Source organism: Mucilaginibacter sp. Mucisp73 (assembly GCF_059491465.1).
In genome coordinates this window covers 6,028,891-6,051,419 of record NZ_CP168507.1, presented here as the reverse complement: position 1 = coordinate 6,051,419, position 22,529 = coordinate 6,028,891, and the positions used below count along the sequence as shown (strand labels likewise).

Annotated in this window: 13 protein-coding genes; 5 read left to right on the top strand and 8 right to left on the bottom strand. The window is 43.3% G+C overall.

Annotation, left to right across the window (positions count from 1 at the left end; translation table 11 throughout):
* Positions 1-232 precede the first annotated feature (232 nt).
* Together ACEN82_RS25025 and ACEN82_RS25020 are read left to right on the top strand one after the other, a co-directional pair.
* The gene (locus tag ACEN82_RS25025) at positions 233-1,636 is read left to right on the top strand and encodes a glycoside hydrolase family 30 protein (RefSeq protein ID WP_413320988.1); all 1,404 of its coding nucleotides are present in this window, start codon (positions 233-235) and stop codon (positions 1,634-1,636) included.
* Between the two features lie 38 nt (positions 1,637-1,674).
* Positions 1,675-3,465: a cellulase family glycosylhydrolase gene (locus ACEN82_RS25020; RefSeq protein ID WP_413320989.1), complete on the top strand. Its 1,791-nt coding sequence runs from the start codon at positions 1,675-1,677 to the stop codon at positions 3,463-3,465.
* 681 nt (positions 3,466-4,146) lie between these two features.
* Here the strand turns inward: ACEN82_RS25020 and ACEN82_RS25015 are convergent.
* The 5 genes from ACEN82_RS25015 to ACEN82_RS24995 all read right to left on the bottom strand — a co-directional run bounded on the left by ACEN82_RS25015 (position 4,147) and on the right by ACEN82_RS24995 (position 9,601).
* Positions 4,147-5,715, bottom strand: coding sequence for an FKBP-type peptidyl-prolyl cis-trans isomerase N-terminal domain-containing protein (locus ACEN82_RS25015; protein ID WP_413320990.1), 1,569 nt, complete (start codon positions 5,713-5,715; stop codon positions 4,147-4,149).
* Positions 5,716-5,857: 142 nt separating this feature from the next.
* Positions 5,858-6,295, bottom strand: a complete 438-nt coding sequence (locus ACEN82_RS25010) for a hypothetical protein (RefSeq protein ID WP_413320991.1) — start codon at positions 6,293-6,295, stop codon at positions 5,858-5,860.
* A 142-nt stretch (positions 6,296-6,437) separates the two neighbouring features.
* Positions 6,438-6,998 (bottom strand): REP-associated tyrosine transposase, encoded by a 561-nt coding sequence (locus ACEN82_RS25005; RefSeq protein WP_413320992.1) that lies wholly within the window; start codon positions 6,996-6,998, stop codon positions 6,438-6,440.
* A 535-nt stretch (positions 6,999-7,533) separates the two neighbouring features.
* On the bottom strand, positions 7,534-9,072 hold the full coding sequence (locus ACEN82_RS25000) for a YifB family Mg chelatase-like AAA ATPase (RefSeq protein WP_413320993.1): 1,539 nt from the start codon (positions 9,070-9,072) through the stop codon (positions 7,534-7,536).
* 121 nt (positions 9,073-9,193) lie between these two features.
* Positions 9,194-9,601: a hypothetical protein gene (locus ACEN82_RS24995; protein WP_413320994.1), complete on the bottom strand. Its 408-nt coding sequence runs from the start codon at positions 9,599-9,601 to the stop codon at positions 9,194-9,196.
* A gap of 540 nt (positions 9,602-10,141) precedes the next feature.
* Between ACEN82_RS24995 and ACEN82_RS24990 the strand changes: the two genes are divergently transcribed.
* Together ACEN82_RS24990 and ACEN82_RS24985 are read left to right on the top strand one after the other, a co-directional pair.
* Positions 10,142-12,838, top strand: coding sequence for an outer membrane beta-barrel protein (locus ACEN82_RS24990; RefSeq protein WP_413320995.1), 2,697 nt, complete (start codon positions 10,142-10,144; stop codon positions 12,836-12,838).
* Between the two features lie 211 nt (positions 12,839-13,049).
* Positions 13,050-14,564: a PA14 domain-containing protein gene (locus tag ACEN82_RS24985; RefSeq protein WP_413320996.1), complete on the top strand. Its 1,515-nt coding sequence runs from the start codon at positions 13,050-13,052 to the stop codon at positions 14,562-14,564.
* A gap of 155 nt (positions 14,565-14,719) precedes the next feature.
* On the opposite strand, the gene ACEN82_RS24980 is transcribed toward ACEN82_RS24985, so the two are convergent.
* Entirely contained in the window at positions 14,720-17,680 is a 2,961-nt protein-coding gene (locus ACEN82_RS24980; protein WP_495644034.1) for an outer membrane beta-barrel protein, read from the bottom strand.
* A gap of 437 nt (positions 17,681-18,117) precedes the next feature.
* Here ACEN82_RS24980 and ACEN82_RS24975 point away from each other — a divergent pair, with 437 nt between their 5' ends.
* Positions 18,118-18,390: a hypothetical protein gene (locus ACEN82_RS24975; RefSeq protein WP_090532667.1), complete on the top strand. Its 273-nt coding sequence runs from the start codon at positions 18,118-18,120 to the stop codon at positions 18,388-18,390.
* Between the two features lie 136 nt (positions 18,391-18,526).
* On the opposite strand, the gene ACEN82_RS24970 is transcribed toward ACEN82_RS24975, so the two are convergent.
* Entirely contained in the window at positions 18,527-21,169 is a 2,643-nt protein-coding gene (locus ACEN82_RS24970; protein WP_413322973.1) for a zinc-dependent metalloprotease, read from the bottom strand.
* 96 nt (positions 21,170-21,265) lie between these two features.
* Positions 21,266-22,516: an aspartyl protease family protein gene (locus ACEN82_RS24965; protein ID WP_413322974.1), complete on the bottom strand. Its 1,251-nt coding sequence runs from the start codon at positions 22,514-22,516 to the stop codon at positions 21,266-21,268.
* Positions 22,517-22,529 lie beyond the last annotated feature (13 nt).

The following is a 22,529-nucleotide window of genomic DNA, read 5'->3' as shown; positions in this document are numbered from 1 at the left end:
AAATGTTTTAAATTGCAAATTAAATTTGCGCAGTTAAACAAGACTTTATATCGCCCTGCTTTAAATTAACCCCAGGGATAAACTACTTCTTAACCACTACAAAATCTACTTATTGACTTTGTAACCGATTAATTACTACATTTTATTAAAAACAGTAATATTTTTACTTATCCAATTTTAACAGCCGTATTAATTCCTGCTATCCAATAAATAAACCTGTAAATCCTGTTTCATGAATACGCAAATCAAATCGATTTTATTGGGCGCCATGCTGCTTGGCCCGGTCGCTGCAATAAACGCGCAAACAAAGGCAAGCTTATGGCTTACCCGGGCCGACAGATCGGCACTTTTTGAGCAGCAAAAAGAGCCGCTTATTTTTAAAACCGGGGAGGCCGGCGGCACCACTATTACTGTTAATGATAAGCAACATTACCAGCCGATAGACGGGTTTGGATTTGCATTAACCGGAGGCAGCGCTATGCACATCATCCGCATGAGTACCGAAAGCCGGGCCGCGCTGCTTAAAAATCTTTTTGCGGTTACAGGAAATGATATTGGTATCAGTTATTTAAGGCTGAGTATTGGCGCATCCGATCTGAACGAGAAAGTATTCTCCTATGATGATATGCCCAAAGGCCAGACAGATCCAACGTTAAAACATTTTAACCTTGGCCCGGATAAAACCGATGTGATCCCGGTAATGAAACAGATCCTGGCAATTAACCCGGCAATCAAGGTATTGGGTTCGCCATGGTCGCCGCCGGCCTGGATGAAAACCAATAATGATACCCGCGGCGGCAGGTTAAAACCCGATTGTTACCCGGTGTATGCAAAATACCTGGTTAAATATATCCAGGCGATGAAGGCCAATGGAATTAATATTGATGCCATCACCATTCAAAATGAGCCTTTACACCCGGGTAATAACCCCAGCTTGCTGATGGTTGCGCCCGACGAAGCCGACTTTATCAAAAACAACCTTGGTCCGGCGTTTAAGGCGGCAGGTATCAAAACAAAGATCATTGTTTACGATCATAATGCCGACAGGCCCGACTACCCTATTTCGATATTGAATGACCCGGCTGCCCGTAAATATGTGGACGGTTCGGGCTTTCACCTGTATGGCGGCGATATCTCGGCCCTTACCGATGTGCACAACGCCCATCCTGATAAAAACATTTACTTTACCGAGCAGATGACCGTTGAGCCCGAAAATCAAAGTACCATCAACATTGCCTGGCCGGTAAAAAGCCTGATTGTTGGCGCAACCCGCAACTGGAGCCGCAATGTACTGGAGTGGAACCTTGCCGCCGACCCTGAATATAAGCCCTATACCGACAGGGGCGGCTGCCCAATGTGCCAGGGCGCCGTTACCATTGATAAAAACCAAGTAAAGAAGAACGTAGCTTATTATTCAATTGCCCACGCTTCCAAATTTGTACGTCCGGGTTCAGTACGAATTGCATCAAACAATATGGATACTTTACCTAATGTAGCTTTCAAAACCCCCGATGGAAAAAAAGTACTTATCGTAGCCAACACCGGCGATGGCGCGCAGGATTTTAACATCCAGTACCAGGGAAAAGTATTAGCTGTTAAACTTGATAAAGGTTCGGTTGGAACGTATATCTGGTAATATAAACCGGTTCAGGAAAAATTTAAATGCACAACAACATGTTAACATCGTTAATAAAAAACATAAAGGTAAGGTCTGGGATTAAAGCTCTGCTTGCCGCGGCTCCTGCATTATTTGTCTCGTTACAAGGCAATGCGCAAACAGGCTTTTTAAAAGCCGAAGGCAAAAAAATAGTTGATGAAAAGGGGCAGAATGTATTGATGCGGGGTATGGGTTTAGGGGGATGGATGCTGCAGGAAGGCTATATGCTGCACATTAACAAAGACAGCCGGCAGTACCGCATTCGCGAAAGGCTGGAAGAGCTAATGGGCCCGGCCGAAACTAAGGAGTTTTATGATACCTGGCTGGCCAATAACACCCGCAAAATTGATGTGGATTCGATGAAGCGCTGGGGATTTAATTCTATTCGCCTGCCAATGCACTACAACCTTTACACCTTGCCGGTTGATAAGGAGCCCGTTGCCGGTAAAAACACCTGGCTGGATAAAGGGTTTAAAATGACCGATGACTTACTGGCCTGGTGTAAAGCAAACCACATGTACCTGATCCTTGACCTGCATGCCGCGCCCGGCGGACAAGGCAACGACCTGAACATCTCCGACCGCGACCCGGACAAACCATCGCTTTGGGACAGCGAGGCTAATAAACAAAAAACCATAGCCCTTTGGCGTAAACTGGCCGAGCGCTATAAAAACGAACCTTACATAAGCGCTTATGATATCATCAACGAGCCAAACTGGGGTTTTGACGATCCTCAAAATGATAAAAACGGACTGAAGGAAAAAACAAACGGTCCGCTAAGAAAACTGATGGTTGATATTACTGCAGCCATTCGCGAGGTAGATAAAAAACACATCATTATTATTGAAGGCAACGGTTGGGGCAATAACTATAACGGCATTTTACCCCAATGGGATAAAAACATGGTGCTGAGCTTTCATAAATACTGGAATTTTAACAATCAGAAGTCTGTTGAGCATATCGTAAAAACACGCGAGCAGTATAATATCCCCGTATGGCTGGGCGAAACCGGCGAAAACTCAAATACCTGGCTTACCGAAGCTATCGGCTTATTAGAAAAAAATAACATTGGCTGGTCATTATGGCCATTAAAAAAGCTGGGCAATAATAACCCGATGGAGATCCGTTCAAATCTGAACTATGATGATGTGGCGAGGTACCTGAACACCGGCAGGAATAAACCTAACGAGAGCAATACTTATAGCGGCACCCTTGAGCTGGCTACGTATGCTAAATTAGAAAATACCATTATCCATCATGATGTCATCGATGCTATTTTCAGGCAGCCGCATACAAGCGTTACCAAGCCCTTTAAAGCCAACAGGATTGACAACGGCACCGTGATCAATGCTGTTGATTATGACCTGGGCCGCAACGGTTATGCTTATTTTGACACCGATACCGCCGACTATCATACTTCAGGCAAACCCGGTGTAGGCAACAAAGGCCATGTTTACCGGAATGACGGCGTTGATATCAGCAAAGATTCTACGAAGTATGACAGTTACTATGTAGATCATATTGAAACCAATGAATGGACACAGTACACAATACAGGTTAAAACACCGGGCAGATACTCCCTATGCCTCAAAGTGGCATCCGCTACCGATGATGCCAAACTATCTGTTTTAGTTAATAATATAACCCAGGCAAAAGAAGTGGCAGTACCCAACACAGGCGGGCTAAAAAAATGGCAGGTTATTGCTGTAAAAAACATTGTTTTAAAAGCCGGGAGCAACAAAATAAAGGTATTAGCTAACAACGGAGGGTACAACCTGCATTACCTGCAGTTTTGGAAAGGGAAATAAATACAGGTACGCTATATTATTTAAACAGCCGGAGTATATATTATTTGCTCCGGCTGTTTATTTATCTAAGATGCCACTAATGATTTTTTTCCTTTGCTGGCGCAAATATGCAGGGTTTGCCTGCGGGCAAAAGCTACTTGCACCTTCGGGTTTAACCCGTAATTTTTTAATATTATTTTCTGATAGAAAGGTATTGTAAATAACTGTTTTTATAGTTAAATTTATTATATCAATTATCAATGTCACCTAACATAGGGAGAAGTCGTTATGAAAAAACAAGCTACGATAGTTTGTCAGCCTGATAAGACTGAAACTACCCAACCACTACAGGTAAATTGCCCGCCATCTCATCAAAAAATGTATCGCGATCATACACATTGCGATCATGTGCATGGCAGGGTTAACAAATTTCCAATTGGCAGCAACCGCGGGCCATGCTTCTTTTAAGTTAACCGGCTATTTAATATAATAGTACAGTTGGCTGTATGGCTTAAAGTTTTGCAGGTAAACTGCTAAGCTGCATAACCCAATTTGCCCGCGCCGGGTATCAGCCCCGGCTTCGCCGGCAATTGAATGGGTTTGTAGCGCCGTTATTAAGCCTTAAAACCCAACTTTACCCCCTTTCGCGCGCCAACGCAGGAGCCGCTAATAAGCGCCTGAATTTTTCAGGGATATGATAGGTCATTTTAGTATCTCCAGCAATTCTATCTCCCAAATAAATGTAACAGATGCTGCAGGATACTCAGGTGTAGGTTTATAGAATCCGAGTCTCGCTGGGAAAAACAACCGGTATTTGCTGCCCACGTTCATCAACTGTATCCCCTCCCACAGGCCAGGAAGTAAGTCGTCTACTACTTTGTTGAGTGGCGAGTGGCTAACGGCGGTTTCTTTAAATTTTCCACCTATTATAATCGTCCTTCGGAAATCAAATTTCACCTTGTCTGATGCTAATGGTTTTGATCCTGTGCCCAGCTTTATTATTTCATACTGCAAGCCACTGATTGTAGTAATAACGCCTGGTTTCTTTTTGTTGTCGGCTAAAAATTTCCTGGCATCCTCTTCAAGAGTTGAGGCTACGGGTGCAGGAGGTGGTTGAGCAATAATAGGTTGTGTTTCTTTAACAGCGGGCGTAGATTTTACGCTCTTAACTAAATTATCCCCTTGCCTTGCAACAGCAATATCGTTTATATTAAAATTAGTAAACGTTCCTGCCAATTGACCATTCTTCCAGTATCGTATCCCGCTACTACCATCCTGTTCTCCCCATCCGGCCACATATACATCATCGCCATCTGCGGCTATTTTATACGGCTGCGGATAATCCGTCAATTTGGTAAGTACTGTAGGTACGCCGTTTTTCCAATATTTGGCAAACCCGTTTTCCCAGCCGGCCACATAAACGTTCGAGCCGGAAACAGCAATAGCCGTGCTCCGGGCTTCATTCTGGTTTCTGTCGGTAAGAAATACGGTACCTTTAGCACCGCACCAGTAAGCGACGCGGTAATATACTGAGCTGCTATTTCCTGCAGGCTCATAATATATTCCGGGAATGTAAAAATCATTATTCGCTATACGGATAGATGCCGGCACTACGGGCAAGGGATCGTTAATTATTTTTACAGGCGCTCCATTCTTCCAATACTTGGTATAGGCATCGTCTTTACCGGCAACGTAAACATCTCCTGTTTTGTAATCAACAGCAACGGATGTAGCATATGATCGCTCAATAGCAGTAAGCAGTACCTGCTTCCCATTTTTCCAGCACCTGGCCCAGTCCCTGAATGGGCTATACATGTCGTCCCTGTCAAAGATGCGCTCATAGCCAACTACATAAACATCGCCGTTTCTGCTGTCTACAGCGATGTCGTAAGCCCTACCAAAAATACGCTTACCGCTGATGTTGGAAAGCTGTGTTTCTGTGCCGTTTTTCCAATATACCGCCTGGCCATTGTGCGTGCCCGCGGCATAAATATCATTGCCAACTACAACCAGCGATGCTATTTCTGACTGGCTTTGCGTATTGGCCAGTAAAACGGCCGTGCCGTTTTTAAGATAAGTCGCAACCGGCGTTTTGCCGTCAGGCATTGAATACCCGGCGAGGTATATATCCGCTTGCTTCTGCTGTGTTCCGGTTGTGTTAACAGGTTTCTTATTACTTCGGTTGTGCTGCGCATTTGCGCTAAAAGATAGAAAGCTAATCAGGCCAGCAAACAGGATCCAACCATTTGAAGTGAGTAATGGTTTCTTCATAATTGTTTAAGGTTTCGCGTACAGGTTATAATACGAACAGGATTATTATAAAGTTAGCAAACGAAATCTTAATTAAATACGAAAATCAATAATGGCTACCTGTGTCATTTTTAGCATGTCTTGGACGTGAAATATTCTTGTTCTAATTAACGTACCGGTATTTTTTTCGCCCATCCTGTACTTCAATTGTCTTGATCGTGTTTACCGGTATTGCTTTTTTCAGTGAAAGAATCTTTGACTGAACACCGATAACAGAATCCTGGATAACCCAGGTGCGGTCGAAGTAAAAGGTTGATCGCCTGCCATTGATATCTGTAAAACGTATTTCAATAGATGGCCCGTTCTTTAACTTATAAGGAGTTCCGTCTTTATCGAAACATTTAATCGAATCAATAGGATAAACACTATAGGTATGCTTATGCCCAAGTGGGTCCTGGGCGGTAACCTGTCTTAAATTCACCGTTTCCAGGGTTGGCACCTGCTCCAGGAAAGTACCAACAGGCATATAATAGGTTTTGCAGGAGCTTGAAAAGATTGTTAGTGCTGCGATAGTGATAAGGAGTAAAGGTTTGGTTGTCATATAGTTTATATAAAATAAAAGCTTCTTAAGGCCATAGTTTTTCAGCGCTGTTTTAAGCAGTTTCAATTGTCTGTTACTGGCGCAAGTATGAAGGGCAGGCAAAGAGAGGGCGGCTACTTGTGCCTTCTTAGTTTTCTATAATTTAAGCCAGTAACGGATCGACTAATAAAATATCAACCAAGCCGGGTAAATCATAGTAATCCCGTGCGCTGCTGTATAAGTAATCTTCAGGTTTTTCTACAAATCCAGCCTCTACCGGGTTGTTATGAATGTAATCTAATTTTTGATGCAATACTTTATGGTTAAACAGCATAATGGGATGATTGTCCTGTTGCCATAATTGAAACTTTTCGTTATTGCTATTTTTCGCTCCGGCGCGTTTCATCATCCATAAAAGCCATTCCTTTCGGCTTTCAATAGGATTGTTTTCAATTGTACTTCGTAATATGGCTGCGGTGTGTTTTTTCATATCACGCAATATATCCTCCAGTTTATTGCCGCTGGTTCCAATAATCATATGAACGTGGCTGGTCATGATACACCATCCATATATTTCAAGCCCCTTATGCTTTTGACAATGCCTCCAACTGTCAAGCAATACCTGTTTGTATTCATTTCTTATGAAAAGGTCTATCCAATACACAACAGAAAAGCTTACAAAGTATAATTTATCCTGATCGTGAAATTTGTATTTGGTACTCATATTTTCGAATATTTGGCACAAGTAGCCTTTTCACACATTGCCACCCCTTCATACTTGCGCCAGAGGGGGGGAGTTTCCGTTAAACAAATACCGACTTCCATCAATAAACTCCAATTTCATTCTGTTTATCAGGAGCCAAGAGGTTGTTAAACGCATGCGTTGATTTACATCTTTTGCTACGTCTTTCCCGAAAATGCTCTGAATAATTATAGAATTTTCTTTTAAAACTATAGTCTTTGAAATGTATGAGATTGCTGTAAAAAGTATCACAAATCCCAAAAGGCACCAAATCAATTCAATATAATCCCTGCAAAAAAATCCGATAATGATCACGCAGGACACGGATATCCAATAAGCCATGCAATTATCGCTCTTATTTGTTACACTTGAAATGGATTTGTTGCTAATCATTTATTTTTGCCTTTATACTTGTACTTATTCTCGGAACAAGAATAAAACTAAAGGACGCTACCCTTGCTGTCCGAAGTTTCCGGCTTCGGATTGCTCTTTCCCGAGACATTGTCTCGTTGTACCTTTACCCAGCCCAGCCCTCTCTATCCAAACTCCTGAAATGTATAGCCTCGGCTAAATGCTCCAGTTTAATTTCCTCACTCCCGGAAAGATCGGCGATAGTGCGGGATACTTTCAGTATGCGGTCATAAGCCCTTGCCGAGAGGCCGAGTTTTTCCATGGCTTTTTTGAGCAGGGTTTGGCCGGCCGCGTTGATCTTGCACAGATCGCGAACCATTTGAGGGCTCATTTGTGCGTTGGCATGCAGATCGGGACGATTGCCGAAACGCTCTGCCTGGATTTCCCTTGCCCTGATCACCCGCTCGCGGATGAACTCGCTTTTTTCGGCAGCACGGTCGGATGATAGTTCGCTGAAGTTAACCGGCGTTACTTCCACATGCAGGTCTATCCTGTCCAGCAGCGGGCCGGAAATTTTGCTCAGGTATTTTTGCACCATACCCGGCGGGCAAATACATTCTTTTTCGGGATGGTTATAGTAACCGCATGGACATGGGTTCATACTTGCCACCAACATAAAGCTGCTTGGGTAATCAACTGTGAATTTGGCGCGTGATATGGTAACACGGCGTTCTTCCAGCGGTTGGCGCATAACCTCGAGGGCGCTGCGTTTAAACTCGGGCAGTTCATCTAAAAATAAAACACCGTTATGGGCCAAAGAAATTTCGCCGGGGGCAGGGTTGCTTCCCCCTCCTACCAAAGCTACATCGCTAATGGTATGGTGAGGGCTCCTGAACGGACGAATGGTTACCAGCGCATCGGCAGCGGCAAGTTTGCCTGCCACCGAATGGATCTTGGTGGTTTCTAACGATTCATATAAACTCAATGGCGGCAAAATAGAGGGCAGCCTCCGGGCCAGCATGGTTTTACCTGCTCCGGGCGGACCGATCAGGATTACATTATGGCCGCCGGCCGCGGCAATCTCTAAGGCGCGCTTAATATTTTCCTGGCCTTTTACTTCGCTGAAATCGCTGTCGTAATTGCAGAGGCTGTCATAAAACTCTTCACGGGTGTTTACTATTTCGGGCTTAAGTTCGGATGTGCCGTTAAAAAAGCCAACGACGTCTTTAATGCTTTCAACACCGTAAACTTCAAGGTCGTTTACAATGGCTGCTTCACGGGCGTTTTGTTTAGGGAGAATAAAACCTTTAAAGCCATCTTTACGGGCTTGTATGGCTATGGGCAAAGCGCCTTTTATGGGCTGCAGGCTTCCATCGAGTGAAAGCTCGCCCATGATGATAAATTTATCAAGGGTTTCGGGTTCTATCTGGCCGGATGCGGCTAATACGCCAGTGGCGATAGTAAGATCATAGGACGAACCCTCCTTTTTGATATCGGCCGGGGCCATATTAACCACCACCTGCTGGCGGGGCATCCTGAAACCGCAGTTTTTTAGCGCCGATTCGATCCTGAAATAGCTTTCTTTTACAGCTACATCGGGCAGGCCCACAATGAAATATTTTGTGCCCGATGCAATATTCACCTCAACTGTTATGGTAATAGCTTGTATCCCATAAACCGCGCTTCCAAAAGTTTTAACCAACACTGTGATAAAAGTTTAATTGAAGCGAAAGATATAGAATTTTGATGAAGTGATAAAGCGGGACTATATAAAACAAAAAACCCGCCGGTACCGGCGGGCCTTCTTATAATCACATTGTTTAATCTCATCTTAAAAATGTTCCGGCCTGGCAAACAACCAGGAGCATAGTGCAGGAAACAATCACACAAACCATCAGCATTATTGACCATGTATTGGGATTGTGTTTGCTGATGCGTGCAAACGCGGCATTCACCTTTTTAAAATAGCGGCTGTTCAGCAATACAAAATAATTGAGCACAAACGCGCCTGTGGCGCCCAGTAATATCATTAAGCCGGATACCGGACTTAACTTAAACCAGCCGGCGGTTAAAAATAATTGTGCAACACTTACTAAAATGGCAAGCAAAATGATCATCAAAAAGCTTGCTCCAAAAAGGGCGTTAGCTTTTGGCAATCCGCCGTGACCAAAGTTTTTAACATTCCACCTGTAAAACGTTACATAAATGGACTTGTAGGTTTCCGCTGCTTTCATAATGTTATGGTTTTAGGTAATTAATTCGGTACAAAATAATATTACTTGCACAATATTAGTTTAAAAACGGAATTTGCGAAATTTTATTGCGAACATGCTTGATTTTTATCGCATTTATATTCCTTTATTTGGTTTGATGTTTATATCGCAAAAAAACAATGCGGAGAAAGAAATAATTTTATTCTGCATGGCTCCGGGAAAAAGGACACTTTAGTAAAATCAATGTTACAATACCCAATATCCCCCTTTTTTGTAGCATATCAGGCAATATTAATGCTGCTTTCATGTTATTAGAGCACATTTATAGCATATAATGCTGCCTACGGGGTTATGGATGTAGTGGTTAAGCTGGGTGAGCTGTTTTTATGCTTTAAAAGTTTAAGCTTGATATTTGTCGAATACGCGTCTATCAAAAAATTAACCAACATGCTAACATCTAAACCCTATAACTACCTCATGATTTAAGTTTCCTAATTACCACGGCCCTACATCACCCATAACACAATTTAATTAACCTTACCTGTCTGCACCTAAACCTTGATGAAAACCATCCTTCTTTCATTAATACTGTTATGCCTGTTTTCCGGGGCCTTTGCCCAAAAAGCCACAATAAAAGGGAAGGTCACCGATTCCCTGAATAAGCAAGCTCTTGAGTTGAGTACTGTTGCCGTTGTCGACCTGAAAGATACCTCGCTTATAGCTTATACCCTCAGTAAAAAGAACGGGGATTTTGAATTACAGCGCCTACCGGTTGATAAACAGGTACGCCTGGTTATTTCCTATGCCGGGTATCAAAACTATATCCATAATTTTAATTTTAAAAAAGGCGATATAATTGATTTGGGCAACGTTACCCTCAGCAGTAAGATGCTTAAGGAAGTGGTGGTACGTGCAGAGCGGGTGCCAGTCAAAGTAAAAAAAGACACCATTGAATTTGATGCTGCCGCTTTCAAAACCCGCCCCAATGCCGCCGTTGAAGAATTGCTTAAAAAACTTCCCGGCGTACAAATAGATGGTGACGGAACCATTACCGTTAACGGGAAACAGGTAAGCAAACTGCTGATTGATGGTAAGCAGTTTTTTGGCTCGGACCCTAAGATCGCTACCAAAAATTTGGACGCGGCCATTGTTGCACAGGTTCAGGTTTATGACGACCGGGAAAACGACCCCGATCATTTGGTAAGTGAAACCCAGGTACAGAAGATTATTAACATCAAACTTAAAAAGGCCATTAAAAAAAGCGTTTTCGGCAAGGTATTCGGAGGTGTGGGTTCGCGCGACAGGTATGAAGCCGGGGGGCTGTTCAATATGTTCCGTGATACACTGCAGGTAAGCCTCATCGGGTTAAGCAATAACCTTAACCATACCGCTTTCTCTCGCGATGAGCTTAATGCCGAGGGTGGTTTTGACCGAAGCGGAGGTAACACATCCTTTAATGGCGGCCGAAACTGGGGAGGCGGGATTGAAAAGATCACCTCGGGCGGCTTTAATGTTAACCAAAACTATGGCGAAAAGCTAAAGCTTAACCTGCAGTACTTTTATACCCAACGTAATAATGTAAATGAATCGGCTAATTTCCAACAGCAGTTTCTGAAGGATACCACACTGTTAACCCGATCTACGAACAGCAGGATTGCTAACAGTTATGTCCATACTTTAAGCGGTCTTGTGGAGTGGAATCCTGATACTATCCGCAACCTGCGTTACAATCCATCGCTAAGTTATAATTCAAATAGCAACACCTCGGCATCAGGTGGCAGCACATCAAACAATTTTGATATGCCGGTGAACCAGTCGGTATCAAATTCATGGGGAGATGGGCATTCAACACAATTTAACCAAAGCTTTTATTTTCATAAACGCTCCAAAAAGAGCAGTAAAGAATCGTTCACCATATCGCATAACCTCAACATTAGCCCTAATCATAACAACAATTTCACTAATAATGATGTGGTTAATTACCAACGCCCGGAATTATCAGATAGCCTGCATAGGTTATCTACCCGTACATCAAACAATGCTTCGGGCAATCTCGATTTTAGTTACCGATACCCGCTAACCAAAAAGCTTATTGTTGATGTTATCACATCGGGCATATATAATAAAACCAGCGACCAGGTTTTTACCTTCGACCGTAAAACAGGCGGTTTTGATTCGCTGCTCACTAATCAAAGCTCCGACCTTAAACGGGATCTATGGACCGAGAATATTAAACCGGGGATCACTTATCAGCTCAATAAAAACACACAAATCATCGCCGGGCTTAACACCCAGTGGCAGCAGATCAATAACAATTTCGCGACCAGCAGGCTTGTTCAAAATTATTTTTTCCTGTTGCCAACAATCCGTATCGAAGCTTATGGAATATTCTTGAGTTATGAGCGCCGTGTTAACCAGCCGGGGGTATCAAACCTGCAGCCTATTACTATTGTTTATAGTCCGTTGTACAGCTACACCGGTAATCCAAATTTGAGGCCCGGCATAAGCAATACCTATTACTTTAATTTTTTCAAATACTTTAATAACAGTCAGCTGGGTATTTACTCGTACGGCAACATTTCTTCGCAAAAAAACATGGCAGTTTCACAGCAAACCATTCGCTCAGACGGGGTGCAAAATAGTACTACCGTTAACCGCGATGGCAGGCCAAGCTATAATTTTTCAGTTGGTGTCTCTAAAGGGTTCAAAAAGATAAAAGACTGGCAGCTCGGCACATCAGCTAATTTTTACGGCAACTATTACCAAAACCTTAATTTGCTGAATAATGTGGAAGGCTGGCAAAATACTGTTGCATACGGATTGCGCGAAAATATTAATGTTAACTGGAAAGATGTGATTGACCTGAATACCAGCGTTGGTTTTAACCAATCGAACTCCAAATATCATTATGACGATTTCAGGAGTATCAGGGTAGCTACCTACAATATAAGCAACAGCCTGGTGGTAAGGTTTCCTAAAAAAATCATCTGGGAAACCAGGCAGGATTTTAATTATAACAGCCAGGTTGCGGCAGGTTTTAAAAAAGGGGTTAACGTAGTGAGCTCGTCCCTGGCCCTGCAAATGCTTAAAAAAGACCGGGGAGAACTTAAACTTTCCGTTTATGATCTCTTTAATCAAAACGTGAGCGTGTACCGTTACATTAACACCAATTCGGTTAACGATGTGCAAAACAATACACTGAAGCGATATTTCCTGGTTACTTACAGTGTCAAGTTCAATAAGCTAAGCACTAAATAAATGTCGGAAAAAAATAAAGGAACTGTATTAAGCTATATAGCGTCTAATAATTCAAGTAATTAAACAGTGTTAATAATCAGCGAATTAAGATTTAGGCTTTGTGCATTCTGCTTTTAGCTATGTAAAAAGAGCCAACCGCTGTTTTTTGCCTGCTTTGTGTAACTATCCTTACTAAGGTATAGTCTTACCAGTAATCAAAGCCTCCCCCATTATGAAAACCAGGACCTACCTTTTTCTATCCATTACTATTGCAGTAATAGTTAGCTTGTCAGGACGCGCTGAGGCGCAGGACCTGCCCGGTAAACGCGATTCCATCAATTCGGTTATATTAAATGAGAAACGCGTTATCCAGGTAATATTGCCCGATGGTTATAAAGCCGGTTCGGCAACCAAATATGATGTATTGTACATCATTGATGATTGGAATATAAAATTAGGGCGCGATATCCAGCATTTTATTTTTGATGAGCACACCATGCCGCCAATGATAATTGTCGGGCTACTGAATGTTGACCGTGATAGAGATTTTTTGCCTACCCATAATAATGGAAATAAAACATCGGGCGGGGCTGACAAATTTCTAAAGTTTTTTAAAGAGGAGCTGATCCCTTATATTGATAAAACCTATCCTTCTGATGGTGATAATACCCTTTTCGGCCACTCTTTCGGCGGCGTGTTTGTTACTTATGCTTTACTGAACGAGCCGCAGCTCTTCAGCAATTATATTGCCGGCGACCCAAGTTATTGGTGGGATAATGGCGTGATGCTTAAGCAGGTTAAAGAGAAGCTGCCTGCGCTTGCAGGTAAGGGTAAGGCGCTTTATATCGGCGGGCGTGAAGGACAGGGCATGAAGGAGATGAAGATTAATGCCATGGACAGCCTGCTGAAAAAAGATGCCCCGAAGGGTTTTGAGTGGGTGGTTAAAGCGTATCCAAAGGAATCGCACGGGACCGTGAGGTTGAAAAATATGTATGATGGTTTAAGGTTTGCTTATAATGACTATGGCGGTAAGCCGCTGGAGTTTCACCCATCCCGCGGGATTGTACTTAAGGATAAGCCAATAAAGATCTGGTACTTTGACGATACCACAAAAGTGCACTATACATTCGATGGCTCGCAGCCGTCAGTGACGTCGCCGCTTGCAAGGCCCGAAATAGAGTTATCAGGCGCCGCAAGTGTTACCCTGCGGAAGATAGCCGACCGGGCGAAATTTGACAAGAGCACCAGCGGCGATTTCAGGGCGGGCACTTATCTGCCCGCAACACGGCTCCGGAAAAACTACAAACAGGGCGGCCTTCATTACGCTTATTACGAAGGCCAATGGGATAAGCTACCCGACTTTAAGACTTTAAAACCAGTTAAAGAGGGCGTAGCCGATAGTACTTTCAGTATCAATAAACTCCCCCGCCAAAATAATTTCGGTATAGTGATGGATGGGCAATTTGAAGTTAAACAGGATGGCTATTACATTTTTGGGTTAGGGAGCGACGATGGTTGCAAAGTGTACCTGAATGATAAGCCGATCATTGACCTTGATGGTTTGCATGACGGCGATATAGAACGTTCGTACATCGTTCCTTTGAAAAAAGGCTTTTATCCGTTGCGGATAGAGTACTTTCAGAAAGAAGGTGGCCGTAAGCTTGATTTGGTGTACGTAACCCCGGATAATATTGCCAAAAAGAAGATCTCGCCAATTCCCTACGCATTGCAGTATGGGCCCAGATAGGTTGCTTACCGTAGAGGCCATTTAAAAATGACAGTTTTTGAATGTAGAGACGCATAATTGCGTCTCCCGCCTGCAATTTACGGTAGCTAAGACGCTTTTGAAATCGCTTGTCCTGCGGAAGACGCAATTATGCGTCTCTACAAAAATATTATCCCTTAGAAAGAACCAGGACCGCCCGGGCCACCTCCTCCTGGACCACCGCCCGGTCCACCAAGTCCACCGCCATCGCGATTAAACCTGCGCTGGCCGGGTTGCTGATCCGGGGCCTTGCCTGCAAACTTTTGTAAACGAAGTGTGAATGTTAGCAAGTAGTAACGCCCAAGCCTGTTTACGGTAGATTGCGTAGTTATATTGCCATTTACAACCGATGTATAACCTGTGTTTTGGTTGAAAAGATCATATGCTGCCAAGCGGATAGTTGCGCGGTGATCTTTCAAAAAGCGGCGTTCAACGTAAGTATTCAGAATGTTAGGGTTTTTAATACCAAGACTAGGGTCATATCCGTAATTTACAGTACGGGTAAAGTCATAGCTCAGGGTCCAGTCCTTCCAGAAATAATTTTTGCCCGCCAGCCCTAAATTTAAGGTGCGGAAGTTTGAGCTGCCATCAATAAGCGTACTATGGATAGAGTTGGTTGTTTTATTGATGCCATAGCTGCTGCTTGCCTCTGCATCAATAACATCAACAATATTTACCCTGAATTTTAAACCGGGGGTAAAGTTGAGGTTTTTGGCTATGTTTTTTAATGGAGCAGATGATGCGGCAACGTTATTGCTATCGATGCTGTTTGAGAATGCCACTCCATTGGTGTAAGTTAAGGCGCTATTAAATTGCAGGGTAAATTTACGCTGGGCCCACGGCTTGGCGTATACCACATTGGCAGTGCCCGAATAGTAACCATCCGCATTTAAATAGTTGGTAAGATTAGTGCCCTCAAAGCTTTTTAACGATGGATCTGCTGCTAACACCGCCTTACTAAATTTGCGGGGATAAGAAATAGTGTTTTGTACTATTTTATTTTGTGTTGCGGTAAAGTTGAAATTGGTAAAGAAAATATTGCCGGTTTGGAAACTGAAATTATTATATCTCAATGAAAAGTTATTGGCAAGTTCCGGCTTTAGGTTAGGGTTACCCTGTACCGGGTAAAGCGCGTTTGTGAAATCAATAACGGGCTGCAACTGGCTAAATGTAGGCTGGTTGCTTGATCCGTTATACAGGAAGTTTAAAGCTTTTCCTCTCGAAAAATTATAGCTGAAACGAGCGGTTGGGATCACGTTAAACGTGGTTACGTGCGTAGCCGAATCGTTTTTAAGGTTTAGCCCGTTTAATGCGGCCGGTTGTACGCCAATACCTACAGTAACGTTGTATTTCTTTTCGATAAAGCGGTAGTTCAGGCCAACGCGGTTGGTGGTAAAATTGTATTTATAGTTATTGCTCAACCTGTCGTAATGGTCATATGTATTGGCGGTACTGAGCGTATCGGTTTCCCTGTCGCTGGTGGTGTTTGAGCGGTTAAAGGCATAATTTAACTCCAGGTATCCCCGCTTGCTTAAAGGCTCAATGTAGGAGATGTTTGTACCAAAGCTGGTTACGCGGCTATCGGTATAGGTTTGCTGATTGGCTGGCGCCTGGCGGGGGGCGCCATCGGCATAATCATAAGTTGGATTATCGAACTGCGATGTTTTTGATGTATTAGCGCTGATGTTAATGCTTAAGTTGCGGCCATGCCCGTTGAAGCGGTGGTTATACAAGGCGTTAATACCATAGCTTGGTGTTGTGCCGTCGGTATGAGATAGCGAGGTATATGAGGGATGTGTTATACCATCAATAGTTGTTGATAAGGATTCGTTAGCATCTGTATTAGTGCTCGAATAGGTGAAGTTTGGTACAACTTTTAAGTAATTAATGGTATCAGGTTTCCACTCAAGGTTAAAGTTAAAGCGATGGTTAATGGGATTATCTGTTTGATCGCTTTTTTGCGTACTTATACTTGGCGACTGAACGTTGTTGGTTTGGATAGATGAGCTAATGGTGTTGGTAGTATTATCAGTATAGCTGTAACTTCCGTAAACAGAGAGTGTTTTACCCCACTGATCGCGGAAGTTGGCACCAATGGCGTGCGCGTTGGTGATACCGTTTGCGCTGGTTGTGGAGCTGCTTGAGCCACGCAATGCATTCCCCCGGCCGCCACCCCCGCCGCCAAAACCACCACCACCTCCGCCACCCGATGATGGGCTACCGTAAGTAAATGTATTTACGTTGGTATTGTTAATGGTACCCAATACGGCTATTTGTTGTTCATTATTGAAGTTGAAAAATTTCAGATCGCCTATATAACGGTTGGCATTGGTGACGCCTGGGTCTTTAGGTAAAAAATCCTCGCCGTCGCCGGCTGTGGCTTGTCCAAAATAGCCATGGTTCTTGTCCTTGCGGATGGTGATGTTCAGGATCTTATCCGGTTCGCCGGTTTTGATGCCGGTAAGGTTGGCCTGATCGCCGTAGTCATCAATTACCTGGATGCTTTCAACCACATCGGCAGGCAGGTTCTTGGTTGCTGTTTTAACATCACCCCCAAAAAAATCCTTTCCGTTAACCCTTACTTTGGTCACCGATTTGCCCTGTGCGGTTACATTACCGTCTTTATCCACATCAACGCCGGGCAGTTTCTTTAACACGTCTTCAACAGGAGCATTTTCGCGTACAGGATATGCGCTTACTTTATATTCGGTTGTATCCTCTTTTAATATCACCGGGTTAACACCTACAATGGTAACCTGGTTAAGCATATTGGTTTCGGTTTTTAAAACTATCGGGCCGAGGTCAACCGGTTGGGTGCCGGCGTCAAGCGAGTAATGTTTTTTAATTGCGGTGAAACCGATTGACGAAATGGTAAGGGTCAGTTTGTTGCCCTTTACCACCGGGAACGAAAACTTACCGGCTGCATCGGCAATAGCTATGGTGCTGTCGCCGCCGTTTGAAACCAGTTTAACACTGCTGCCGGGTAATGAAAGCTTAGTGGAATCAACGACAGTTCCCTTTACCTCCCGCCCTGTTTGAGCGTAGGAACCAAAGGCAAATAAAAGGGTAAAACTTAAAATAAGAAATAGGGGTTTCATAAACGTTTTTTCGGCGTACAATTATTGTTTTTGTGTGTATATAGACGTAATTGAACTGCAAATGTTCAACTTAAAATTTGCTAAAAGCCCAATCAATATATTATTGTTACACATTAGGCCTGTAATTGCTTATCAATCATATTATTGTTACACATTATTATGCAAAAAAGGCCGGGGTCTCCGGCCTTGTGGTTGTTATAAAGATCAGTCAGTCAATTATAAGCGGCGGGGAGTGCTCAATGAGCCACGTTTGGAGGTTTTAAGGTTTATTACGAATATGTGAATAATTAGTTTCAATATTTGTTGCAGCAAATACCAAATAATGCTATTGATGCGTTAATAATCCACACAAGAAATAAACTATTGTTTAAAATGAATTTATATGATAGTAACATTGTGGCATGAAATTTCGTAATACTTAAACCAAACATTAACCTATGAACAATATTAGAAACTCGCTGCATTCAAAAGTGCACAAATGGATTGATACGATCGGTTTTAGGCTGAATACATCACAAACAAACAGCAAAAGTCAGGTTACAACCAATCATTATTTTTTTGAAACCTTTAATTTTTTCGAAAAATCGAAGAAAAACAGGCCCGAGTTAACAAAATTTTTATGCTTTGATGCTTACGGCGAAAAAATAAACGTTAAGTCGCTGCTTGATTTGCAGATTGCTTTTTTTGAAAATATAAGCCAGCTTAAATAGGCAAAGGGCTTTTTACACCCTGCCGCATAATTGTTTTAAGTCATCAGCGTTTTGTTAAAGTAAAGTCCATAAAAGAAAAATCCCACCCTACAAATAGGGCAGGATTTTAAGAACGATTTTTAAGAGATGTGCCAGATTAGTTTTCAACATTGGTACGTGGCCAGCAGTTCATACTTCCTGTTTTTTCATTCAGTATATCCTGGTTGGCGGTGTTTATACCCCTAACCATTCCCCCTTCAATATTTACAACCGGCCTTGTCGGATTAAGGGCTTCCTTTATCCTAAGGTGAAGGTCGGCATAATGAGCTGCTGTTATTGCATCGCCGCCCTTGGGCAGGCCGGTATCAATTTTCTTTAATTCGGCACGTACCATGGGCCTGATATCAGACAATGCGATGTTGATTGGAGTAAAGCCCCAGCTTGCCAGTTGCGCGCTTGATATACCCGGGAACGCAAAGCTTGCATCTGTATTTAACAGGTTCTTCAGGTTTTCAATATAGCCCCTTTGCAGGTTACGCTGGTAGCCGTCGGGTTTGGTTGTGCCGAATATGCCCGTATGCAAATCGGTTAATAACTGCGCAACGGTATAGGCATTAGCGCCATTTTTGGCCTCGTTATCATACATCCGCGCCAGCCTTGAGGGGTTTAACTCATTGCCCAGCAATGAAACCTGCATGGCCTTAATACGGTTTATCATAACACCGTTATCAAACTTGGCCAATTCGGCTTTGTTAATTAGCCATAACGGGGTTGTGTATAATTGCTGGTTTAAAAATAAAGCGGCTTCGCGCTGGCGTTCTTTGCTCACAAAATCATAAACGGCGCCTTTTTGATCATATGTTTTAAAGTTTTCGTTCATGCCGCCAATGTTGGTGGTAACATGCCCCATGTAACGGTAATACTGACCTAAAACTTCATTATATAATTCATTAAGATCGGCATAGCCTTCATCTTTTTTGTACGACCATTTTTCGAGGTTTGGCAAAATCCGTTTCAGGTTGGCAATACCATAAGCGCTGGCCTTCATGGCATTATCGCCCAAATCTTCATTTTGCAGGCGGGGATCGATAGTAGTGCCCTGGCGACCGAAATAATAAACCGGGTTGCCTGCGTTTTTGTTGGTCCACACGGCTAATGTTTCTTTTTCCTGCTCCGGCGTTTTATTGCCCGGGAACCAGGTATACCCCCATTTTATTGCCCAGTTATCGTACTCGCCAATTTGCGGATACAGGTGCGTAACGCCATCGCCGGGTTGGGCTATGTAGTTAAAGCGGGCATAATCCATAATGGAAGGTGCTGTACCATGTTTATCGGTAAAGGTTTTTGAGCGTAGTGAATCAACAGGGTAAGCGTAGCTTGAGCCAAAGTTGTGTGGCAAGCCTAAAGTATGACCAACTTCATGCGATGATACAAAACGGATCAGCTCGCCCATTTGATCGTCAGCAAATTGTGCGTGGCGGGCTTTGGGGTTTACCGCTGCTGTTTGGATCAGGTACCAATCGCGCAATAGCTGCATCACGTTGTGGTACCAGCCAACATGGCTTTCCAGGATCTCGCCGCTGCGTGGGTCGGCCACGTGGGGGCCATAAGCGTTTTCTACATCCGATGCAAAATACCTGATCACGCTGTAGCGGGCATCTTCGGTGCTAAACTGTGGGTCCTGTTTTGCCGTTGGGGCTTCTTTACCGGTTATAGCATTTTTAAAACCGGCAGCTTCAAACGCTTTCTGCCAGTCGTTTACGCCCTGAATTAAATAAGGCACCCACTTTTTAGGTGTAGCCGGGTCAATATAAAACACAATTTGTTTTTTAGGTTCAACCAGCTCGCCTTTGGCATAAGCAATGGGGTCTTTAGGCTCTAACCTCCAGCGGTGAATATAGGCGGTAACCAGGGCTTTTTGAGCATTGGTGCCGTAATCTGTTTGGCGCTGGCCAAAAAAGCCCACGCGCGGGTCCATGATCCGGGCTTTCATCGGGACTTTGGGCAGTAAAAGCATGGAGGTGTTCAACTCAAATGTAATGGCTGCATTACTGTTATCAGTTGGCGACTCGCCGGCGCGGTAGGTTTTTAGTGTGCGCGCCTCAATATTTATCGGGAAGCTTTTAATAGTGTCGATATACGAGCGTGAGTTATCAACCCCCATGGTTTTATAAGCCTTTTTGATATCATCAGACAAACCAATAGCGGCAATATCGCCATTGTAAAAATCGGTAACATCAATTAAAACGCCGGTAGTGTCTTTGTTAAAGGCTTTTACCTCAAAGGAGGCCAGTATAGCATCAAGGTTTGAGTTTTTAACCGATTGGTACATATCACTGGTGCTATCGGCACGCAACGAATAGCTGGGTACCCGGATAAATACCTGCTTATCGTGCTTTTCCCATTTCCAAACCTGGTTATTAATTTCTTCGCCGCCATATTGCTGGCCAAATGTTTTGAGGCCGCCCGGTGTTTTTACAAAACGGGTAACCACCAGCATTTCCCGGTTAATTAATGAATCGGGTATTTCGTAGTAATATTTGCCATCAACTTTATAAGTATTAAAAAGGCCGCTATCAGCTTTTGTTTTAGCGGGAATAAGGTCGCTAAACTTTTTAATCCCTTCCTTTTTTGGGGTTCCGGTTGTTGCTGTCGCAACGGTTCCGCCGGGTGTGGTAGTGGTTTTTAGGGTAAGGCTTTGGTTTGCAGCTTGCTTCCTGGCAGCGCAAGAGCCCGCCAAAACCGCAAGTGCCAATACTGAGCCGCGTAAATAAATACCCGGCAACGGATGTTTTTTCATTTATTAAAAATAGTTTAAACCGTAAACTTATATAAAAAACAGGTTTTTTTTAGCTGCAAAGTGTTTTATCAATAATAATTTTACAGGTATTACTAATTATATCCTGCGTTTCAATGTCAGTACAACTTTATCAACCCGTTTGTCATGGTACACCTCAAGCAGCAGGCTTCTATCATCCTTTGATTTGAATATTTCATCAATATCCTGGAGGTTCATTTTTGAAACGGGTTTAAAATTTACGGATATGATCTCGTCGTCGCGCTCAAGACCAATTTCATCGGCTGCCGAACCGGGCTCTACGCGGCTGATAACGATCCTGTCGAGGTGGTCGCCTGCGGCATAATACTCAAGGCCGCTCATGTCATGCTCAAACGGATCGTTATAGGTTGGGCCGGGTTTTAAATACATGGCGCTATCCGGATAATCAAGAATAACGGTAAATCGCTTTAAGATCCCAACGCCGAGGTTTCCATCGCGCTTCACCGACAGATTGATCTGGTTGTTGCTATCATCAGGAAATGAAGCTATTACCCTTTTCATCCTGAATTTTCCTAAACTAAATTCGTCCATCCGGCTTATAAAGCCGTTTATTGGTCCGTTTAAGCCGATGCCGAGGTTGGCCGAAGCAATAAATTTTTGCGGAAGGCCATAGGTTTTGATATAACGCTCAATTGATACCGGGTGCCCGGCGCCAAGATCAACAACCAGCTTTGTATTAATAGGTGCTACGCCCGGCATTATAACCCGCGCACCCACATAGGCTTTCCTGTCTTCGACAGACATGGGGATCTTATTCGCTTTTCTGAAGGGTTTGAGGTCTTTGGGCCGGCAAACGGTAACTACACTGTCCTGGAAACTGATCTTTACGGCCAGGTTATTAAAAAACTCGTAGCCCAGCAAACCATGAATGGGCATGCCTGCATAACCCGAAAGGTTAAAGAGATCTTTTTTTAATATAGCAGCGGCAACATCATAGCTAACCAGCCCCGGTATGGCAATATCTAAAGTTGAGGTTACATAAGCTTCAGAATCCTCCCCTTCGCCAAGTCCCGGGATTTTTAATGTACGTTTATTAGGAATACTGATAGAATCGGCTAATTTAGGATCGGTTATGATCATGAGACCAACGCCGGTATCCAATATAAAGTTAAAGGGCCCTTTTTGGTTGATCTTAAGTTGAATGATCATCAGGTTTCGTTCCAGTTTAAACGGGATATTCACCTTTTTTTTATGCACATCAAGATCAAAGTACTGGGCCCGGGCTGTGGTTATAAAGCAAAATGTTAACACAAATGCCAGCCACAATGCTCCCGGATGGCGTAATTTATAATATAACTTGTGTAACAAAGTGGTTATAGTT